Source organism: Pleomorphomonas carboxyditropha (genome assembly GCF_002770725.1).
Taxonomy (GTDB): Bacteria; Pseudomonadota; Alphaproteobacteria; order Rhizobiales; family Pleomorphomonadaceae; genus Pleomorphomonas; species Pleomorphomonas carboxyditropha.
The window spans coordinates 56288-71252 of record NZ_NQVN01000016.1 but is presented as its reverse complement, the minus strand read 5'-3'; the positions used below and the strand labels follow the sequence as shown (position 1 = coordinate 71252).

The following is a 14965-nucleotide window of genomic DNA, read 5'->3' as shown; positions in this document are numbered from 1 at the left end:
CCCCTGTCACGCCACCTGTTTCAACCCTGTTACGGCTTCCTCCATCAGCTCCCTCTCCACCTCCTCCAACCGCCTGTACTTCTCCTCCAGCTCCCCGGCGAACGCGAACACTCCACCTTCGCGTGAGCGGTAGGACGCGAGGCGGGCGGTTGCTTCATCGCGCTTGTTGCGTTGCGCCATGTGCTCTCCTTCGAACCCATTGAGGACATGTTCGAGGCGGGCGATGGCGCCGAGTGGTGTGACGGTCAGCGGCAAGTCGATCTCGTGGTCGGCACCGGTGCGGGCGAGATGTGTGCTGTACTGGTAATCCCCGGAGCGCCGGGTGTCGTCGGCGAGCCCCGTGAAGACGAGATCGAAGCCGACGATCGAGGCGATCGCCGTCTCGCCAGCGTGCTGAAGCTGGACGAGGGTGATAATCTCCTTCATGAGCGCACGTCCGGCGAGTTTGCGTTCGGCGTGAGGCTCGCCCGCGACCACCATCTGGAAGGCATCACCCGTCGTCGGAACGCGGCGGGCGATATCCTCGCCGACGTTCGCGATGCACCGCGTAGCGTGTTCGATGTCGCGCTCGGCATCGCGCATCTGGCGACGGATGGCGAACTGGTCATCGCGGTGCGCGGCCTGTAGGCGTTCCAGCCGGGCGATGTCGGCCTCGAGCCCCGCCTTCTGCATCAGGCGCTGATCGCCTGAGGCTATCGCCTTGGCCATGGCGAACTGGTTGGCCTGCCCCCCGTCTAGATCTTCCAGCCGGCGGATGGAGGTGTCGCCGGAAAGAGCGGCGGCGATGAAGCGGGCCTTGCGCTCGTTGTTCTGCCACATGGTGGCGTCGAGCGAACCTTCCGTCGCGTAGGCGAAGATGTCGACCTCGTCATTCTGATTGCCCTGCCGGACAATGCGCCCTTCCCGCTGCTCGATCTGCGAGGGCAGCCAGGGCACGTCGAGGTGGTGGAGGGCTTTCAGCCGGAGCTGCGCGTTGACGCCGGTGCCCATGGTGTCGGACGAGCCGATCAGGAAGCGCACCTTGCCGGCGCGGACGTCTGCGAACAGACGCTGTTTCGCTTCGGCTTTCTTGTAATCCTGCATGAAGGCGATCTCGGAGTCGGGAACACCCTGCCGGACGAGTTCGCCACGGATCCAGCGATAGGCGGAGAACCCTCTGCTCTTCTCCACACTGATCGTGCCGAGATCGGAAAAGATCATCTGCGCGGCGCCGGGAAGGTCAAAACCCCGCCCGTCGGCCTGTCGATAGGTATTCTCGGCGGTCTCCCGCCAGATGCGATGCGCGGTCTCGATCAAGAGATTGAGCTTGTTCTCCGGCTCATTGTCATTGTCCGCGTCGACGAGCCTGAGATCGATGGCGGCATGACGGCCGTCGGTGATGACGGAGAGCAGGATGTCGTCACCGGGCTCGGCCGGCCGATCCCGCTCCTCAATCGCCTTGATGCGGGCATCGAGCACCGTCTGATATCGCTTGAAGGCAGCAGTCGGCTTGGCGGTGATAATCTGTCGCCGCCCGGTGGAAATGTTCGGCACCCTCACCAAGCGCCTGAGATCTTCCGGCAGCACCACATCGGCGAAGCTGCGGAACAGGGCGATCAGTTCGGGGACGTTGACGAAGCTCGCAAAACGGCTGACCGGCTTGTATTTGCCAGAGGGCTGAAGCTCCAGTTCCGTCGTCGTGTCGCCGAAGGTCGAGGCCCAGGCGTCGAACTCATGCAGGCCGCGCGCCTCAAGTGCCGCATGGTCCATCAGACGCTGGACCGAGAACATTTCTCCAAGCGTGTTGGTGATCGGCGTGCCGGAGGCGAGCACCAGGGCACGACCGGGGTTCTTCACCTCCAGGAACCGGGATTTGACATAGAGATCCCAGGCGCGCTGCGATCCATTGGGATCGACGCCCTTCAAGGTCGCCATATTCGTCGCAAAGGAGAGCTTTCTGAATTCCTGCGCCTCGTCGACGATGATCTGGTCGATACCGAGCTCGGAGATCGTCAGGAGATCGTCCTTCCGGGTGGCGAGCGCCTCCAGCCGTTCTTTCAGGCCCTCTTTCAAACGTTCGAGGCGCTTGCGCGAGACGCGATCATCCCGCTCCACCCGGCCCATCAGGTCCTCATAGAGCGAGAGTTCGTCCTCGATCATCTGCTTCTCAAAGGCGGCGGGGACCGAGATGAAGCGGAACGCCGAATGCGTGATGATGATCGCGTCCCATGTGGCGGTCGCGGCCCGCGATAGGAACCGCTGGCGCTTGTCCTTGGAGAAATTCGTTTCGTCGGCAACGAGAATGCGGGCATTGGGATAGAGCGCGAGGAACTCGCGCGCGGCCTGCGCCAGGCAATGGCCGGGAACGACCAGCATGGCCTTGGCGACCAACCCGAGACGGCGTTGCTCCATGATGGCCGCTGCCATGGTCATGGTCTTGCCGGCGCCGACGGCATGGGCAAGGTAGGTGGAACCGCTCGCGATGATGCGCCAGACGCCGCGCTTCTGGTGCGGATAGAGCGTGAACGCCGTGCTGGCGCCGGGAAGCTTCAGGTGGTCGCCATTGAAGGCGCGCGGCGCGATGTTGTTGAAGCGGTCATTGTAGATCCGCGCCAGCCGGTCGGTCCGATCTGGGTCAGTCCATACCCATTTCTGGAAGGCAGCCTTGATTTTCTGGAGCTTTTCCTTGGCCGCCTCGGTATCGATGACGTTGAGCACCCGCCGTTCCGTGTCGCCGTCCCTGACAGTGTCGAAAATCTGCGGCACCCGGCTGTTGAGCGCATCGTCAAGCAGCTCCCCGGCATGGCGCCGCTCGGTGCCCCATTCTGACGTGCCGGAGGCCAGGTACCCGAGCTGTCGCGCGTCCACCGTCCATGAGGCGAGTTCCGGCACATGGTGGATACGGATATCGGCATCCATGGTTTCCTTGACGAAGCGGACCACATCGTCGGCCGGAATCCACGGGGCACCCAGCCGCGCGGTAATGTCGGCGGGGCCGAGATCGGCGGGCTGAACATCGCGGAGGGCAAGAACATTGCGCCGGAAGGACGGGTCGAGCTCGGCAACGGCCTCGGCCAGTTTCAGCTTGTCGCGCACCGGGCCCGAGAGATAGGAGTCCGCCGTCAGCCAATTGCCATTCGCCGGATCGCGGAAGACGGATGCTCCGAGGTCGGCGAGCACATCGTCCACATCCCTGTTCAGGAGTTCGGCGATATGGTCGAGATCAACATGGCCGCGCTCGTTGAGCACGACGGCAAGGGCGTCAGCCGCGGAGGTGATTGTCGGTGCCGCGGGCGGCGCGATCACCCGTTCGGAAAAGATCGGACCGGGACGCGCGGTGTCGGTCTCAAGATCATAGTCCTCGATCGACGCGACCAGCCAGCAATCGGGATCGTCCAGGAAGGGCTGGATATTGGGACGACGATGGCTCTCGCGAACCTCGCCGCTCGCTTCGTGCTCGGCGATGGAAACCGTCGTGTGATTGATAGGCCCGAACTCCCGCACGAAGGAAGACCAGGCGATGCGCAGGCGGACCTGCGCGTCTTTCCAGGGGCGGTCGGTTTCCTGGCACTTCAGGATGTCGCGTAGGGCATCGCGGACAGGAATGAGCCGGGCGATGATACGGACGTATTTCTCGGGCATGCCATCGCCGCTCTTGCCCTTGCGCACCTTCACCGGAACGGGCGCACCGTCGGTGGTCTGCATCAGGCCGTGGCGGGTATCCATGACATAGCTGCCCTCGCGGACATGGGAGGTATCGCCGGGAATGGTCGCCAACGGCATTTCCGCGAACTCGGCCTCGAGGTCGATGACGTCGGGTGCGCCGTCGTAGAGTCTCTCCGGCAAACGTGTGATGGCGGCATCAAGCGCGGCTTCCAGATTTTCGCCCGCCCTGGGCAGGCAAGTGTAGGTCTCCCCGAATGGCCCGGTCACGAGCGCATGAGTGCCGAGCACCATCTCCGGGTGGCGGGCGAACCAACCATTGACGGAGACCACTCCCCTCCCCTCCCCGTCGGTGCCGGCATCGAAGCAAACATCGGTAAGATCGAGCCAGGACCGATCTCCCTCGATGTCACCGCCCCGGCGCTTGCGAAAGAACAGGATATCGACGACCACATCGGTTCCAGCCCCCTGCCGGAAGCTTCCCTCCGGCAGGCGGATCGCCGCGACCAGATCGGCTCTGTTCTCCATCTGTTCCCTCGCCGTCTTGTCCGCCTTGTCGAGCGTACCGTGCGAGGTGACGAAAGCGGCGAGCGCGCCGGGCTTGAGAAGATCAATCGCCCGCGCGAGAAAATAGTCGTGAAGGCGCAGCCCCAATGACCGATAAGCGCGATCCGAGCGCACTATGCGGTCCGAGAACGGCGGATTGCCGATGGCAAGATCGAAGTGTTCCGTGAGATTGGTCCTCGCAAAATCCCCTTCCAAGATCCGCGCCCTCGGCTGCAACAGCCGGACAATGCGAGCGGTCGTAGGGTCCAGTTCGACGCCGGTAACAAGGGAGCAGTCACGAAAGCTGTCCGGCATCAGTGCCGGAAAGAGCCCCGTGCCGATGCCTGGTTCCAGCACCCGCCCTCCCCGCCAGCCGAGGCGCTGCAAGCCCTTCCAGATCGCCCGGATGATGAATTCCGGCGTGAAGTGCGCATATTGGGTCGAGCGGGCCAGCGAGGCGTAGTCACCGGCCGAGACCGCGCTTTCGAGCGAACTGCCGAGTCCGTCCCAGCCATCGCGAAATCTCTCTTCGCCGGGGCGGCGGAACATGCCGTTGGCGAGCTCTGAGGCTCCAAAGCCGGTGAAGCGGATCAGCTTGGCTTGTTCCCCACGTGTCGCCGGGCGACCATCACGGGCGATCTCATTGGCAAGTTCGATTATGGCGACATTGGCCCCTGCCCTCTCCCTCCAGCCGGAAGCGAGACCCCGGTCTCCCTCGTCGAGATGGAAATTGGCCGGCGCGCCCTGCGTGCGAGGTTCAGTCGTTGGCACCCCGACCGGACGGCAGGCGCCCGGAGCGGGCGGAACGGGATCGGGATCGTCGTCATTGTCCGGTTGGACAACGACGCTGCCGGCGAGCACGGTAACGCCAAGACCAAAGCCCGCTGACAAGTCGTCCTGCCCGAAACCGGAGAGATTGCCAAAGTGGTCAAGGGTGAAGGAGGCATCCTGGGTCATGCCGAAAGGCTCCTGATAGCTCGAGGAATGAGAAAGCGGAGGGTGAGATGTGAAGACGCGCGCCATCGCCACGCCGAATACTCGGGCAATGGCGAATGTCAGGACTGTCCGATCGGAGGGCCGTGATTTTCACGCCCGCATCACGCCGTGATTTTCACGCCGCGAGGGCCTGGTTCACAGGCCGGTAGTGTATGGGCAGCTTGGCAACAATCTCCGCCTCGGTGAGATCGGTCAGGAGCTTGGCATCGCCCTGTGGTTTGCTGGAATAGACCATCACCCAGCGCTCGCCTCGAACCGCTAAGGGCCAAGTCTCATCGGCATAGCCCCGATAGGCGTCCCTGGTATCGCTCCAGATGTGTTCGAGCCGCTCGACCTCGCTCATTGCCCGTTCCGGACGAGACTCCCTTGTCACGATGGCCTGCCGCATTCGCTCAGCTTCCTGGCGCTGGGAGAGATCGCAATACCCGTGAAAATGCCTGACACGGTCGTTGATCGAGATGGTGAAGAAGACGCTGGAGACGGCCCCGATCATGAACTCGCGCAGGGCGAACATGCCTCCTCTCATCCAGAGCGGCGGCAGGAGGTCGAGCATGTAGTCGCATTCGCTCTGGCCAAGCTCGAACCACTCGCCGGCATAGAGCGGGGTTGCGTCTGCCGCGAGCCGCCTTGGTTGCTTGGCATGGCGATCGAACAGGCGGAACATCTGCGGCCGGTCGGCGCATCCGAACCAGATTTTACGGAAGTTGTCGGACGGGATCATGGGGGAACTCCTTCGCTCAAGGTGGTTGACCGAGCCCGGCGGATTGCTCATTCGATCCCTTTTTCTCCGGGTCTTCGTGACCCCTTCCCCGTCGCCGCCTCTCCGTCCGGGCGGGTCAAGGGCCGGCGCCAGCCGGGCGAAGCTTCACCCTTGACGCGACCGGCGGACATGCGGCAGGCCTGACGTTCCTCTCCATTCCCATCTCCTTGCTTTTCCCTATTTCTCACCCATAATGATAGCATTGCTAGCAATGGGGTGATCCATGGCCGGAAGCCTGCACGTCCGTAACCTCGACGAAGATCTGATTTCGAAATTGAAGCTGCGCGCAGCGCGCCACGGCCGCTCGGCTGAGGCTGAACACCGGGCCATCTTGCGTCAGGTTCTCGATAGCGAGCCGGAACCCTCTTTCGATGACCTGGCTGCCGAACTGCGGCAGCTCACTGCCTCGCGCAAACAGACCCCGTCCGAGCTTCTCCAGCGCGAAGGGCGGGATGAACGGTGAGAGAAACACTGGTTATCGACGCAAGCGTCGCCGTGAAATGGGTCATTTCCGAAGACGGGGGCGACGATGCCGTCCGGTTGCGTTCGGCCTTCACTTTTGTCGCGCCGGAACTCCTGCTGCCGGAGTGCGCCAATATTCTTTGGAAGAAGGTCCAGCGGAAGGAATTGGAGCCAAACGAGGCCGCCCTTGCTATCGCCCTCATCGAGCGTTCCGGCATCTCGTTTCAGTCCATGCAGGGCCTCGGCGAGGCGGCGACGCGCCTTGCCATCGAGCTTGGCCATCCCGCCTATGACTGCGTCTACCTGGCCCTCGCGTTGCGGCAAAAGCTCCGCTTCGTCACCGCGGACAAACACTTGCTGGCGACGGTCGCGCAAAGGGGTTCGTCGGAGCTTGCAGGATTGTGCTTTGCCCTTGAGGATGCCGATCGGCCCATCCGCTGAGCGCACCAAGACCGGAGCCGTGCCGGTCGTCATCTTCGGCGGTGGAGACCATGCATCCGTAGAGTATCATTCCAGTCTTCTGCGGGAGGCTTGAGCCGGAGCCAGTCACAACCCGCGGCGACGGCAATTTCCCTCAACCTAACGGCAAAGGCTTCCCCTTGCGCATTGGCATCTGTCGTCGCGACAAGCTGGGTGCCCGGCCGACTGGCCAGTGAGTGTATGGACGCCGCCGTTGCGGGGGACCAGCCGCCGCCAGTGCTGAGATAAAGGCTTTCCTCACGGAAGCCTTCGAGACTAGCGAGGCTCATGGCATCAATCGCCGCCTCGGTGACCAGCAGCCGAAGGCCGTCAAGCGCCCCGAGTCTGAACAGGGTCTTGGCCCCGCCGTTGGCGAAGCCCCGCCAGTCCGGTCCGCGCTCCTCCCAGCCGGTCACGGTCCCTTTCTCGTCGACATGGGCCGCCCACATGCTGCCGTGTGGCCCCTCTCGCAGCACATTCTGATCCATCGCCACACGGAGAACTTGCTCGGAGATTCCCCTGATGTCCCGGAGGTAGCTCCATGTCGCCGAGCCGCGCCAGGGCGGCCGACGCACCCGCCATCGCTCCGCCAAGGACATCGTGTTTTCCCGCGACCGTAACGGCCGCGCCCATCGCGGCTCCTGAGGTGTAAACCCGACAAGATCGGCGGCTAGGGCGAGCGCGCCTTTGAACGAAATACCTGCAAGATGCTGGATCAGGGAGAGCACATCGCCCTTGGCGTCCGATAACGGGTCAAACCAACCTTTGCCATCATGGATGACGATGATGATGTCGTCGCCTCGGCGGAACTTGATCGCCCGGAGGGTGCTCTCCCTGATGTCGATGGCAAAGCCTGCTTTCTCCAGCACGGCAGAGCATTCCACCCTCCCCTTGAGATCCTCGATTTCTCCTGCTTCCATGGTCTTCCCAGACGCACCCCGCCTGCCCTTTTCGAGTTCATGGATCTTCGCGCGTTTCGCGCGACACGGCCGTCAGTCCGCGAAGGGCGAGCCTTGCCAAGGGCGCGAGTGATGCAACTAACGAAATAGGGAGTGAAATCGCGCGCGGCGGCAGCCTCCCTTGGCCAGCGCCGCCCGCAAGCGGCACCAGGCAGACCAATGCCGGCTCAATGAGCCGGCCGGAACATGTGCGGATCGAACTCATTGATGACATCCAAGTCGTCATCGGCATCGAGTTCGGTGGACGGCAGAACACCGTATTCCGAGCCTGACTTGAACAGTGTGACCGGGACCATCAAGATGCGGGCGAGCTGAAAGGCGTGTTGTTGAGCAACAGCGAGGTCGTGTGACATTTTGAAGGGCTCCACCGGGAGCGGGCCAATTCCCGCTCGATGGCTCCCCGAAAGAACTGAGATCGGTCGCGGTCATCGCGAAAGCAAAGCGGCAGCGACGGCACGCTGGCGTAGCCGACCCCGAAGCGGGTTGATCGGAGAAGATCCGGATCAGTTCAGGACGCCATCGCATGAAGAGCGGGATTGGGCGGGTCTCGCAGGACGCTCCTTGAACAGCAAGACAACAAGAACTGAACTGGAAACAAGCTGGCGCTTGCCAGCATCATCTCACTGGCGGAATAAACTTGAAGTCCGGCGGCGACACGCCGCTCGTCCGACCTGCTGCCGTTGGCGCCAGTCCGCAACAGAAGCCTGCCTTTCCGAACGCCCTACTCATCCTGAGACAGCCGAAGTCCAGCGCCGTTTGAATGAATTAGTGTCTCAGTTGAGACACCTCTTGCAGAGATGCTGCCTTGTTTAGCCCGACACCGAGTTAGGTGTCTCAACTGAGACACCCCGGAAGCGGAACCATTTACGCATGATACCCGTCATACGCCATCTGCGCTTTCGCCCTCTGCCGTAGCAGTGACACCACGATAGGGCCAGGCGAGAACTGCCCACTTCGAGCCTTTGATGAAAGGCTTCGCAAGTAGCCACCCGGCGAAGCGATGGATTCCGCCCGCTGCAGAATGGTCACCACCGTCACGGCCGCTCCGCTTTCGCCCATGCTTCCGACTGCTTCCTCCCAGGCATCCGGCGAGATGCCGAGGGCAGGGCGGACGGCTTCGGCCGCTCGCACCAAGTCTTCCCACGACCGAACCTTGCCTGTGGTCCAATCACGCAAATTCGGACATGCCGCAAGCACGGCGGGAAGATCGATCCTCGGCGGTGCGTTGGGATGCGAGCTTTGCCCTGCGGTGAGCGAAGGCTCATTCATCTCAGGCTTGGTCTCTGGCCCAGTCGCCTGCACCTTTTCCTGGGGCAGTTCAGATTCAAGAAATTGTGGATTTGAATCCTGTATGTGACGCTCACTATGAGTCTCATTGCCGCTCGGATTCTTGGAATTAACAAGAACGGCCAGTGCCTTATCAGCTTCCGCCTTCAACATGCCGAGATCGAAGGCCAAATCTTCAAGCTCCGCGAGTGAGGCCGTTCGTGAGGGGGCGGAAGGAACAGGCTGCAGGGTCACCGCAGCGCCCTCGTTGACAAGGCACTCGATCGTCCCAACAATATCTCTCCGCAGCAACGTAACCTTTTCTCTCGTCTCCTTGAGAAGCCTGCGGTCACGGGCCATTTCGGCAGCCATGCGCTCGAGTTCGGTCGCTCTGACGACAAGCGGCGTGAGTTCAAACCCGAAGGCGAGGGCAATCGTGCCGTCATCACCCTTTCGGGCATACCGCTTCCCGTTTGGACTGTCGCGCCGGATGATGAGCCCTCTCTCGACGAGCTGGGCGATATGCCTCCGGAGCGTCGGCGCGGCCATCCCATGCGCACGGGCAGAAAGCGTGGCATTCGATGGGAACACGACCTCTCCAACCTTGAGCTCATCGCCTTGAACAAATGACAGCATGGCATGAAGCACCGCCACAGCACGGTCAGAGACACCTAGCCGCGTGCGGGCATCGGAAATCGACCGCAGGACGGCCCATTTTGAGGCTTTCGCTTCTTGCGGACACGCCACAGCCGTTGCCTGTACGACCGCTTGCGCGACCGTCAGGCGTCCCCCGAAGGGGGCGCTAGAGATATGATTCACCGTTCCTTGTCCTCTCGTGCGAAGACAAAGTTAGAGGGATCACCCATTTGGGCGTTCCGAGGTCTTGACGACTATGTCCGGGAGCAGTTATCTCTGTCGTTGCTACACATCAGAGACGGGGCTTCCGGCGGAAACGTTGGTGGCCCCTTTTCCTTTGTCCGTATCACTCCTCTGGGGTATTGCCGACCGATGTGCCGGAAACACTAGCTGATTCTGGGTTCCACGTTGGGGCCCCGGTTTGAGCTGAGAACTCGGCATGTAGCGCGGGTACGCGCTCGGCAAGCCAAGTTCCGAAATCCACGTCCTCAAGTTTTAGCGTCGCCGCCTTAGCGCCGCGAACGAACGACCCCACCGTACGGCCGCCCGGTAGGGACAGCGTGGCTGCGGACAACCGCGGCACATGCGCCGGCCGGGATACCTCGGTATCTGGCGTGGCGGCCATCAGGAGGGCCTCGAAGCGCTCGTCCGAAGGGAGCGAGGAAAAAGCCGGAGCGGAGAGGACAGAGCGAACAGAGGGCGAAACACCATTCGCCAGCCGGTCAGCCAGTTCCAGCCATCTCGGTCGGCCGACCTTGGGCGCACGCCCGATAGCGTGAATGATGTCAGCCGGGATCTTCCGCGCCGCCGAGATCATTTGGTTCGCGTTCTGACGCTGAATGGAAAGAGCCGCTGCAATTGCCCGCTGCGGGAAACCACGCTCACCCAGCTTCAACGCAAAGACAGCTTGCTCGATCCAGGAAAGGTCCTGCCGAGCCGAGTTTTCGATGCCCTGGGCGAGTACCAGTTGTTCGTCTGTCAGGGGCTTAACAACGGCACGAACCGTTAGCCCGAGATCAGCCGCAGCTCGAAGCCGCCGATGGCCGTAGGCAGCTTCGTAGCGGTCCGGATCAGTCGGGTGGGGTCGAACCAGGATCGGTACCTGTTGCCCATTCTCGGCAATCGACGCCTTTAGTGTGTCGAACGCCTCGGCACTGTCATCTTCCATGCGGTCAGCATGGGGAGAAGGCTGCACGAGGCTCACATCGAGCTCGATGACCTGCGCACCGGACGCGACCAGCCTGCGAAGCTCTTCGGCTTCGCGTTCAGCCCTCGTCAGCGTACTCTCCAGCGTTTTGATGCTGCCGGAGGGCATGTGCTTTAGCGCCCGCGTTGATGCGTCGGCCTTATCGGCCGGCGAGGGGGCACCAGAGACATCTTCATCGTCGTCAATCAGCCCGAGAATCCCCCGGCTGCGATCACGCTGCTTGCTCATGTGCGACCCCAGGACTTAGTGAGCAGGCTCTCGATTTCCTCGCAAACTCCGTTCATCGACTCTAGGGCGCGGTCGTAGGTGCCACGGCCGACATCGCCGCGATCGATTTCATAGATCGTCCGACGAAAGAGACCAGCGCTCGAAATGGCTGCCGACTGGACGGCCGGGCGCGTCAGTACTTGCTGCTTGAAGAGCGAACGGAGCAAGGAGACAATATCGACCTCCGTTGCGTCATTCGGGTTGTGCCTGGTGATCAGGAAGTTGATCCAATCGCGTTGGAACGCACCTCCGCGCTTCTCTACAACGTTGAGCAGGTCCGAAGCCATTAGAAGGAAGGCCGACAAACTCATTACGTCCAGCATGTGGGGGAATACCGGGATCAGAACCCCCGTGGCGGCCGTCAAAGCGGAGAGCGTCAGAAAGCCGAGCTGAGGAGGGCAATCGAGCACGACGACGTCGTAGTCGTCCTCGACCTCGGCTAGCACTTCGGCGATCCGGCGGAAAAACGGAGACGTTCCGCGCTGCTGCATGGCAACGGGAACTTCATGCTCCCACTCCTGGAGCTCAATGGCACCCGGAATGAGATCAATGCCTTCGAAATAGGTCTCGCGGATTACGTCTCGGATATCGCGGCGATCGTCATCGTAACGGATCGCGCCGTAGAGGCTCTCGTTGTCACCAAGATCTGTCTCGGGCTGAATGCCGAAAATGGCCGTCATGGATCCTTGCGGGTCGAGGTCGATAGCCAGCACCCGGTAGCCGCGCAGCGCCAAGTAATGCGCCGCCGTCGCACTCGTCGTCGTTTTGCCGGAACCGCCCTTAAACGAGGCGCAGGCGATCACCTGCAACTTCTCTCCCGGCCGGCGACGTGGGAACACCTGAAGCGCGTTCTTAGGACGCGTTCCAGCGAAATGCTGCCGAAGAACGTTTATATCCGCAAGCGAGTACAGCCTCTTGCCGCCAGCACCAAGCTCTGGCTGGGGACCAATGCCATCTATGCTAAGCTGCCTGAGATGAGAGTCGCTGATCCCCAGAAGCTTCGAAGCCTCACCGGAACTGAATTTGCGAAGCTGCTTCCGCGCATCGGGCGCATAAATCTTCTGCCGCATCTTGGAGATGCGTGACGAAAGCACCTCGGCAAGGCGGTCGAAACCCATTTGCTGGGGCACTTCATTCGAAGTGGGGAGCGGGGCGGCTTTCGACGCCATTCCGTGGCCTCCAACGGTATTTACGCCCTCAAGCGCTTCATTGCCGTCAGAATGAACACGATTCCCCGATTCCGTAAAGGAATATTGGGTTAACGAAATCCTAATGACCCCTTGGATGGCATCAGCCTCTCAGAACCGAGTGTGCATAATGGCTTTCCCTGCTGGCTCATGGCCCGCAGCCGCCCCGTATCTCCGACTCGGGACCTAGTCTAGTCCACAGCCAAGCCCCCAAGCACTCATACTTTCATTAGTCGTCACGCCACCCCAGACATGGCTTCTTGCGCTCCTCAATTGCTAGATTCGGAGCCAGAAACATGCGAGCGATCGCGATTTCTCCTGAGCATTATCGGTCCCAGGCGGCCATTCTCGACCGGATGCATCAGTTGCGAGCACGGGTCTTTCATGACCGCCTGAACTGGGACGTGAAGGTTCGCGACGGGCGCGAGCACGACGAGTTCGACCTCTGCCAGCCGACCTACATTCTTGTCGTCGATGCGCGGGAAACGGTGGTTGGTACAGTTCGTCTCCTGCCAGCGACGGGACCGACGCTCCTGTCCGTGCTCTTCCCGGAGTTGAGAGGGCAGGGACTGTTCCGGCCGCATGCCGGCATGATCGAGAGTTCGCGCTTTTGCGTCGACACCTCGGTCACCACTGCATACGAGCCTGGCGAGCAGGGCCAAGCATTGCACAGCGCGACCTGGACCCTGTTTGCCGCCATCATCGAATGGTCGATGGCCAATGGCTACGGCGAGCTGATCACGGCGACGGACCTTCGGATCGAGCGGATCCTGCGGCGGGCCGGTTGGCCGATGGCGCGGATTGGCGAACCCAAACCCATCGGCAATACAAAGGCCGTGGTGGGCTTGCTGCCGACCGACAGGACTAGCTTTGCGGTCGTTAGGCCAGCGGACTATTCGCCGATCGTCCGGCCGGCGCGGCAAGCAGCTTAAACGGGACAGAGTCCATGACCCAGCTCCGCTCCCACCCCCGTCTGGTGCGCAAGCTCCAGGACGCGCTCGGCGACCAGCTCTGTATCGCTCTCGACGATCCGACCGTCGTCGAAATTATGCTCAACCCCGATGGTAAGCTCTTCATCGAACGGCTCGGCCACGGCATTGCTCCAGCCGGCGAGATGACGGCGGCCACCGCCGAAATCGTCATCGGCAGTGTTGCCCACGCTCTGAACTCGGAGGCAGATGACGAGCAGCCGATCATCTCGGGCGAGTTGCCAATCGGCGGTCATCGATTTGAAGGACTATTGCCGCCCGTCGTGGGTGGGCCAACCTTCACCATCCGTCGCAGGGCATCAAGGCTGATACCGCTCGCCGATTATGTGAGCGGCAGAGTAATGACCGCCGCTCAGGCCGACATTATCCGCAATGCGGTGGCATCGAAACTCAACATCGTCATCTCCGGGGGGACGGGATCAGGCAAGACGACGCTGGCCAATGCCGTGATCGCCGAGATCGCGGACACAGCACCCGAAGATCGCCTGCTTGTCCTTGAGGACACCGCCGAGATCCAGTGCGGCGGCGACAATGTTGTGGCGCTGCACACCTCGGACACCGTGGACATGGCGCGCCTCCTCAAAAGCACCATGCGATTGAGACCCGACCGGATCATCGTCGGTGAAGTCCGCGACGGCGCGGCACTCACCCTCCTCAAGGCCTGGAACACCGGACACCCGGGCGGTGTCGCCACTATCCATGCCAACTCAGCGGAATCAGCACTACGCCGGCTCGAACAGCTGACGGCCGAAGCAAGCCAGCAGCCAATGCAGGACGTCATTGGCGAAGCCGTCGACCTGATCGTCTCCATCGAGCGAACGCCGAAGGGCCGCATCGTCAGGGACGTCCTTCACGTCGAGAGTTTCTCCAGCGGCCGCTACCAGATCGAATCCTACGCACAAAAGGACCGCGCCCATGTCGCGTAAAGCCCTCCTTGCCCGCATGGTCCTTGCTTCCGTCGTCGGGGCAGCACTCAGCCACCCGGCCTTCGCCTCGTCTGGCGGCAGTCTACCTTGGGAGGGACCGCTCCAGCAGATCCAGCAATCGATCACCGGACCAGTCGCCGGCTTCATTGCGCTCGCCGCTGTCGCGGTCGCTGGCGGCATGCTTATCTTCGGCGGCGAACTCAACGATTTCGCGCGACGGCTCATGTATGTCGTGCTTGTCGCCGGCATCCTGCTCGGTGCCACCCAGATCGTCGCGCTGTTCGGTGCCACGGGAGCCTCGATCGGCATCGCAGGGGACGAGAGCACGCCGGCGTCCGACAGGGCAGGGGTTGAGCGCTGATGGCTGACCTTGGCTCATCCCTCCAACGCACCCGCATCCATCGAGCCCTGTCGCGGCCAAATCTCCTGATGGGGGCCGACCGCGAACTGGTGCTCGTCACGGGTCTTGCCTCGATCATCCTGATCTTCGTCGTGCTGACCTGGATCTCGGCTCTCTTCGGTCTCGCCGTCTGGACGGTGATCGTCGGCCTTCTGCGCATGATGGCCAAGGCAGATCCGCTGATGCGGCGCGTCTATCTGCGCCACATCACCTACCGCTCGCACTATCGCACGACATCGTCGCCCTGGCGGCGCGCTTGAGGG

13 protein-coding genes are annotated in these 14965 nt (G+C 62.1%); 6 read left to right on the top strand and 7 right to left on the bottom strand.

Features of this window, described 5'->3' with window-relative positions; genetic code table 11:
* Positions 1-6: 6 nt before the first annotated feature.
* Complete coding sequence (locus CJ014_RS19415; RefSeq protein WP_100082150.1) at positions 7-5145, bottom strand: helicase-related protein; 5139 nt, start codon at positions 5143-5145, stop codon at positions 7-9.
* Between the two features lie 154 nt (positions 5146-5299).
* Positions 5300-5905: a DUF1419 domain-containing protein gene (locus CJ014_RS19410; protein ID WP_100082149.1), complete on the bottom strand. Its 606-nt coding sequence runs from the start codon at positions 5903-5905 to the stop codon at positions 5300-5302.
* Positions 5906-6167: 262 nt separating this feature from the next.
* Between CJ014_RS19410 and CJ014_RS19405 the strand changes: the two genes are divergently transcribed.
* Together CJ014_RS19405 and CJ014_RS19400 are read left to right on the top strand one after the other, a co-directional pair.
* Positions 6168-6407: a FitA-like ribbon-helix-helix domain-containing protein gene (locus CJ014_RS19405; RefSeq protein WP_100082148.1), complete on the top strand. Its 240-nt coding sequence runs from the start codon at positions 6168-6170 to the stop codon at positions 6405-6407.
* Positions 6404-6847: a type II toxin-antitoxin system VapC family toxin gene (locus tag CJ014_RS19400; RefSeq protein ID WP_100082147.1), complete on the top strand. Its 444-nt coding sequence runs from the start codon at positions 6404-6406 to the stop codon at positions 6845-6847. Before CJ014_RS19405 ends, CJ014_RS19400 begins: the two co-directional genes overlap by 4 nt.
* Positions 6848-6876: 29 nt before the next feature.
* Here CJ014_RS19400 and CJ014_RS19395 read toward each other — a convergent pair whose 3' ends face one another.
* The 5 genes from CJ014_RS19395 to repA all read right to left on the bottom strand — a co-directional run bounded on the left by CJ014_RS19395 (position 6877) and on the right by repA (position 12369).
* Positions 6877-7785, bottom strand: coding sequence for a DUF3991 and toprim domain-containing protein (locus CJ014_RS19395; RefSeq protein WP_100082146.1), 909 nt, complete (start codon positions 7783-7785; stop codon positions 6877-6879).
* A 206-nt stretch (positions 7786-7991) separates the two neighbouring features.
* The gene (locus tag CJ014_RS19385; RefSeq protein ID WP_100082200.1) at positions 7992-8177 is read right to left on the bottom strand and encodes a hypothetical protein; all 186 of its coding nucleotides are present in this window, start codon (positions 8175-8177) and stop codon (positions 7992-7994) included.
* A 511-nt stretch (positions 8178-8688) separates the two neighbouring features.
* A complete protein-coding gene (gene repC / locus CJ014_RS19380; protein ID WP_100082145.1) occupies positions 8689-9909 on the bottom strand; it encodes a plasmid replication protein RepC in 1221 nt (406 codons plus the stop codon).
* 163 nt (positions 9910-10072) lie between these two features.
* A complete protein-coding gene (gene repB / locus CJ014_RS19375) occupies positions 10073-11161 on the bottom strand; it encodes a plasmid partitioning protein RepB (protein WP_100082144.1) in 1089 nt (362 codons plus the stop codon).
* Positions 11158-12369 (bottom strand): plasmid partitioning protein RepA, encoded by a 1212-nt coding sequence (repA, locus tag CJ014_RS19370; protein WP_100082143.1) that lies wholly within the window; start codon positions 12367-12369, stop codon positions 11158-11160. The genes repB and repA overlap by 4 nt, the downstream gene beginning before the upstream one ends.
* A gap of 314 nt (positions 12370-12683) precedes the next feature.
* Here repA and traI point away from each other — a divergent pair, with 314 nt between their 5' ends.
* Genes traI through CJ014_RS19350 form a run of 4 tightly spaced genes read left to right on the top strand, consistent with a single transcriptional unit; the run spans position 12684 to position 14962 of the window.
* Complete coding sequence (gene traI / locus CJ014_RS19365) at positions 12684-13319, top strand: acyl-homoserine-lactone synthase (RefSeq protein ID WP_100082142.1); 636 nt, start codon at positions 12684-12686, stop codon at positions 13317-13319.
* Between the two features lie 14 nt (positions 13320-13333).
* Positions 13334-14302 carry a P-type conjugative transfer ATPase TrbB gene (trbB, locus tag CJ014_RS19360; RefSeq protein WP_100082141.1) on the top strand — a complete coding sequence of 323 codons (969 nt, stop codon included), beginning with the start codon at positions 13334-13336 and terminating at the stop codon, positions 14300-14302.
* Positions 14292-14663 (top strand): TrbC/VirB2 family protein, encoded by a 372-nt coding sequence (locus CJ014_RS19355; RefSeq protein ID WP_100082140.1) that lies wholly within the window; start codon positions 14292-14294, stop codon positions 14661-14663. Before trbB ends, CJ014_RS19355 begins: the two co-directional genes overlap by 11 nt.
* Entirely contained in the window at positions 14663-14962 is a 300-nt protein-coding gene (locus CJ014_RS19350) for a conjugal transfer protein TrbD (protein WP_100082139.1), read from the top strand. The genes CJ014_RS19355 and CJ014_RS19350 overlap by 1 nt, the downstream gene beginning before the upstream one ends.
* Positions 14963-14965: the final 3 nt, after the last annotated feature.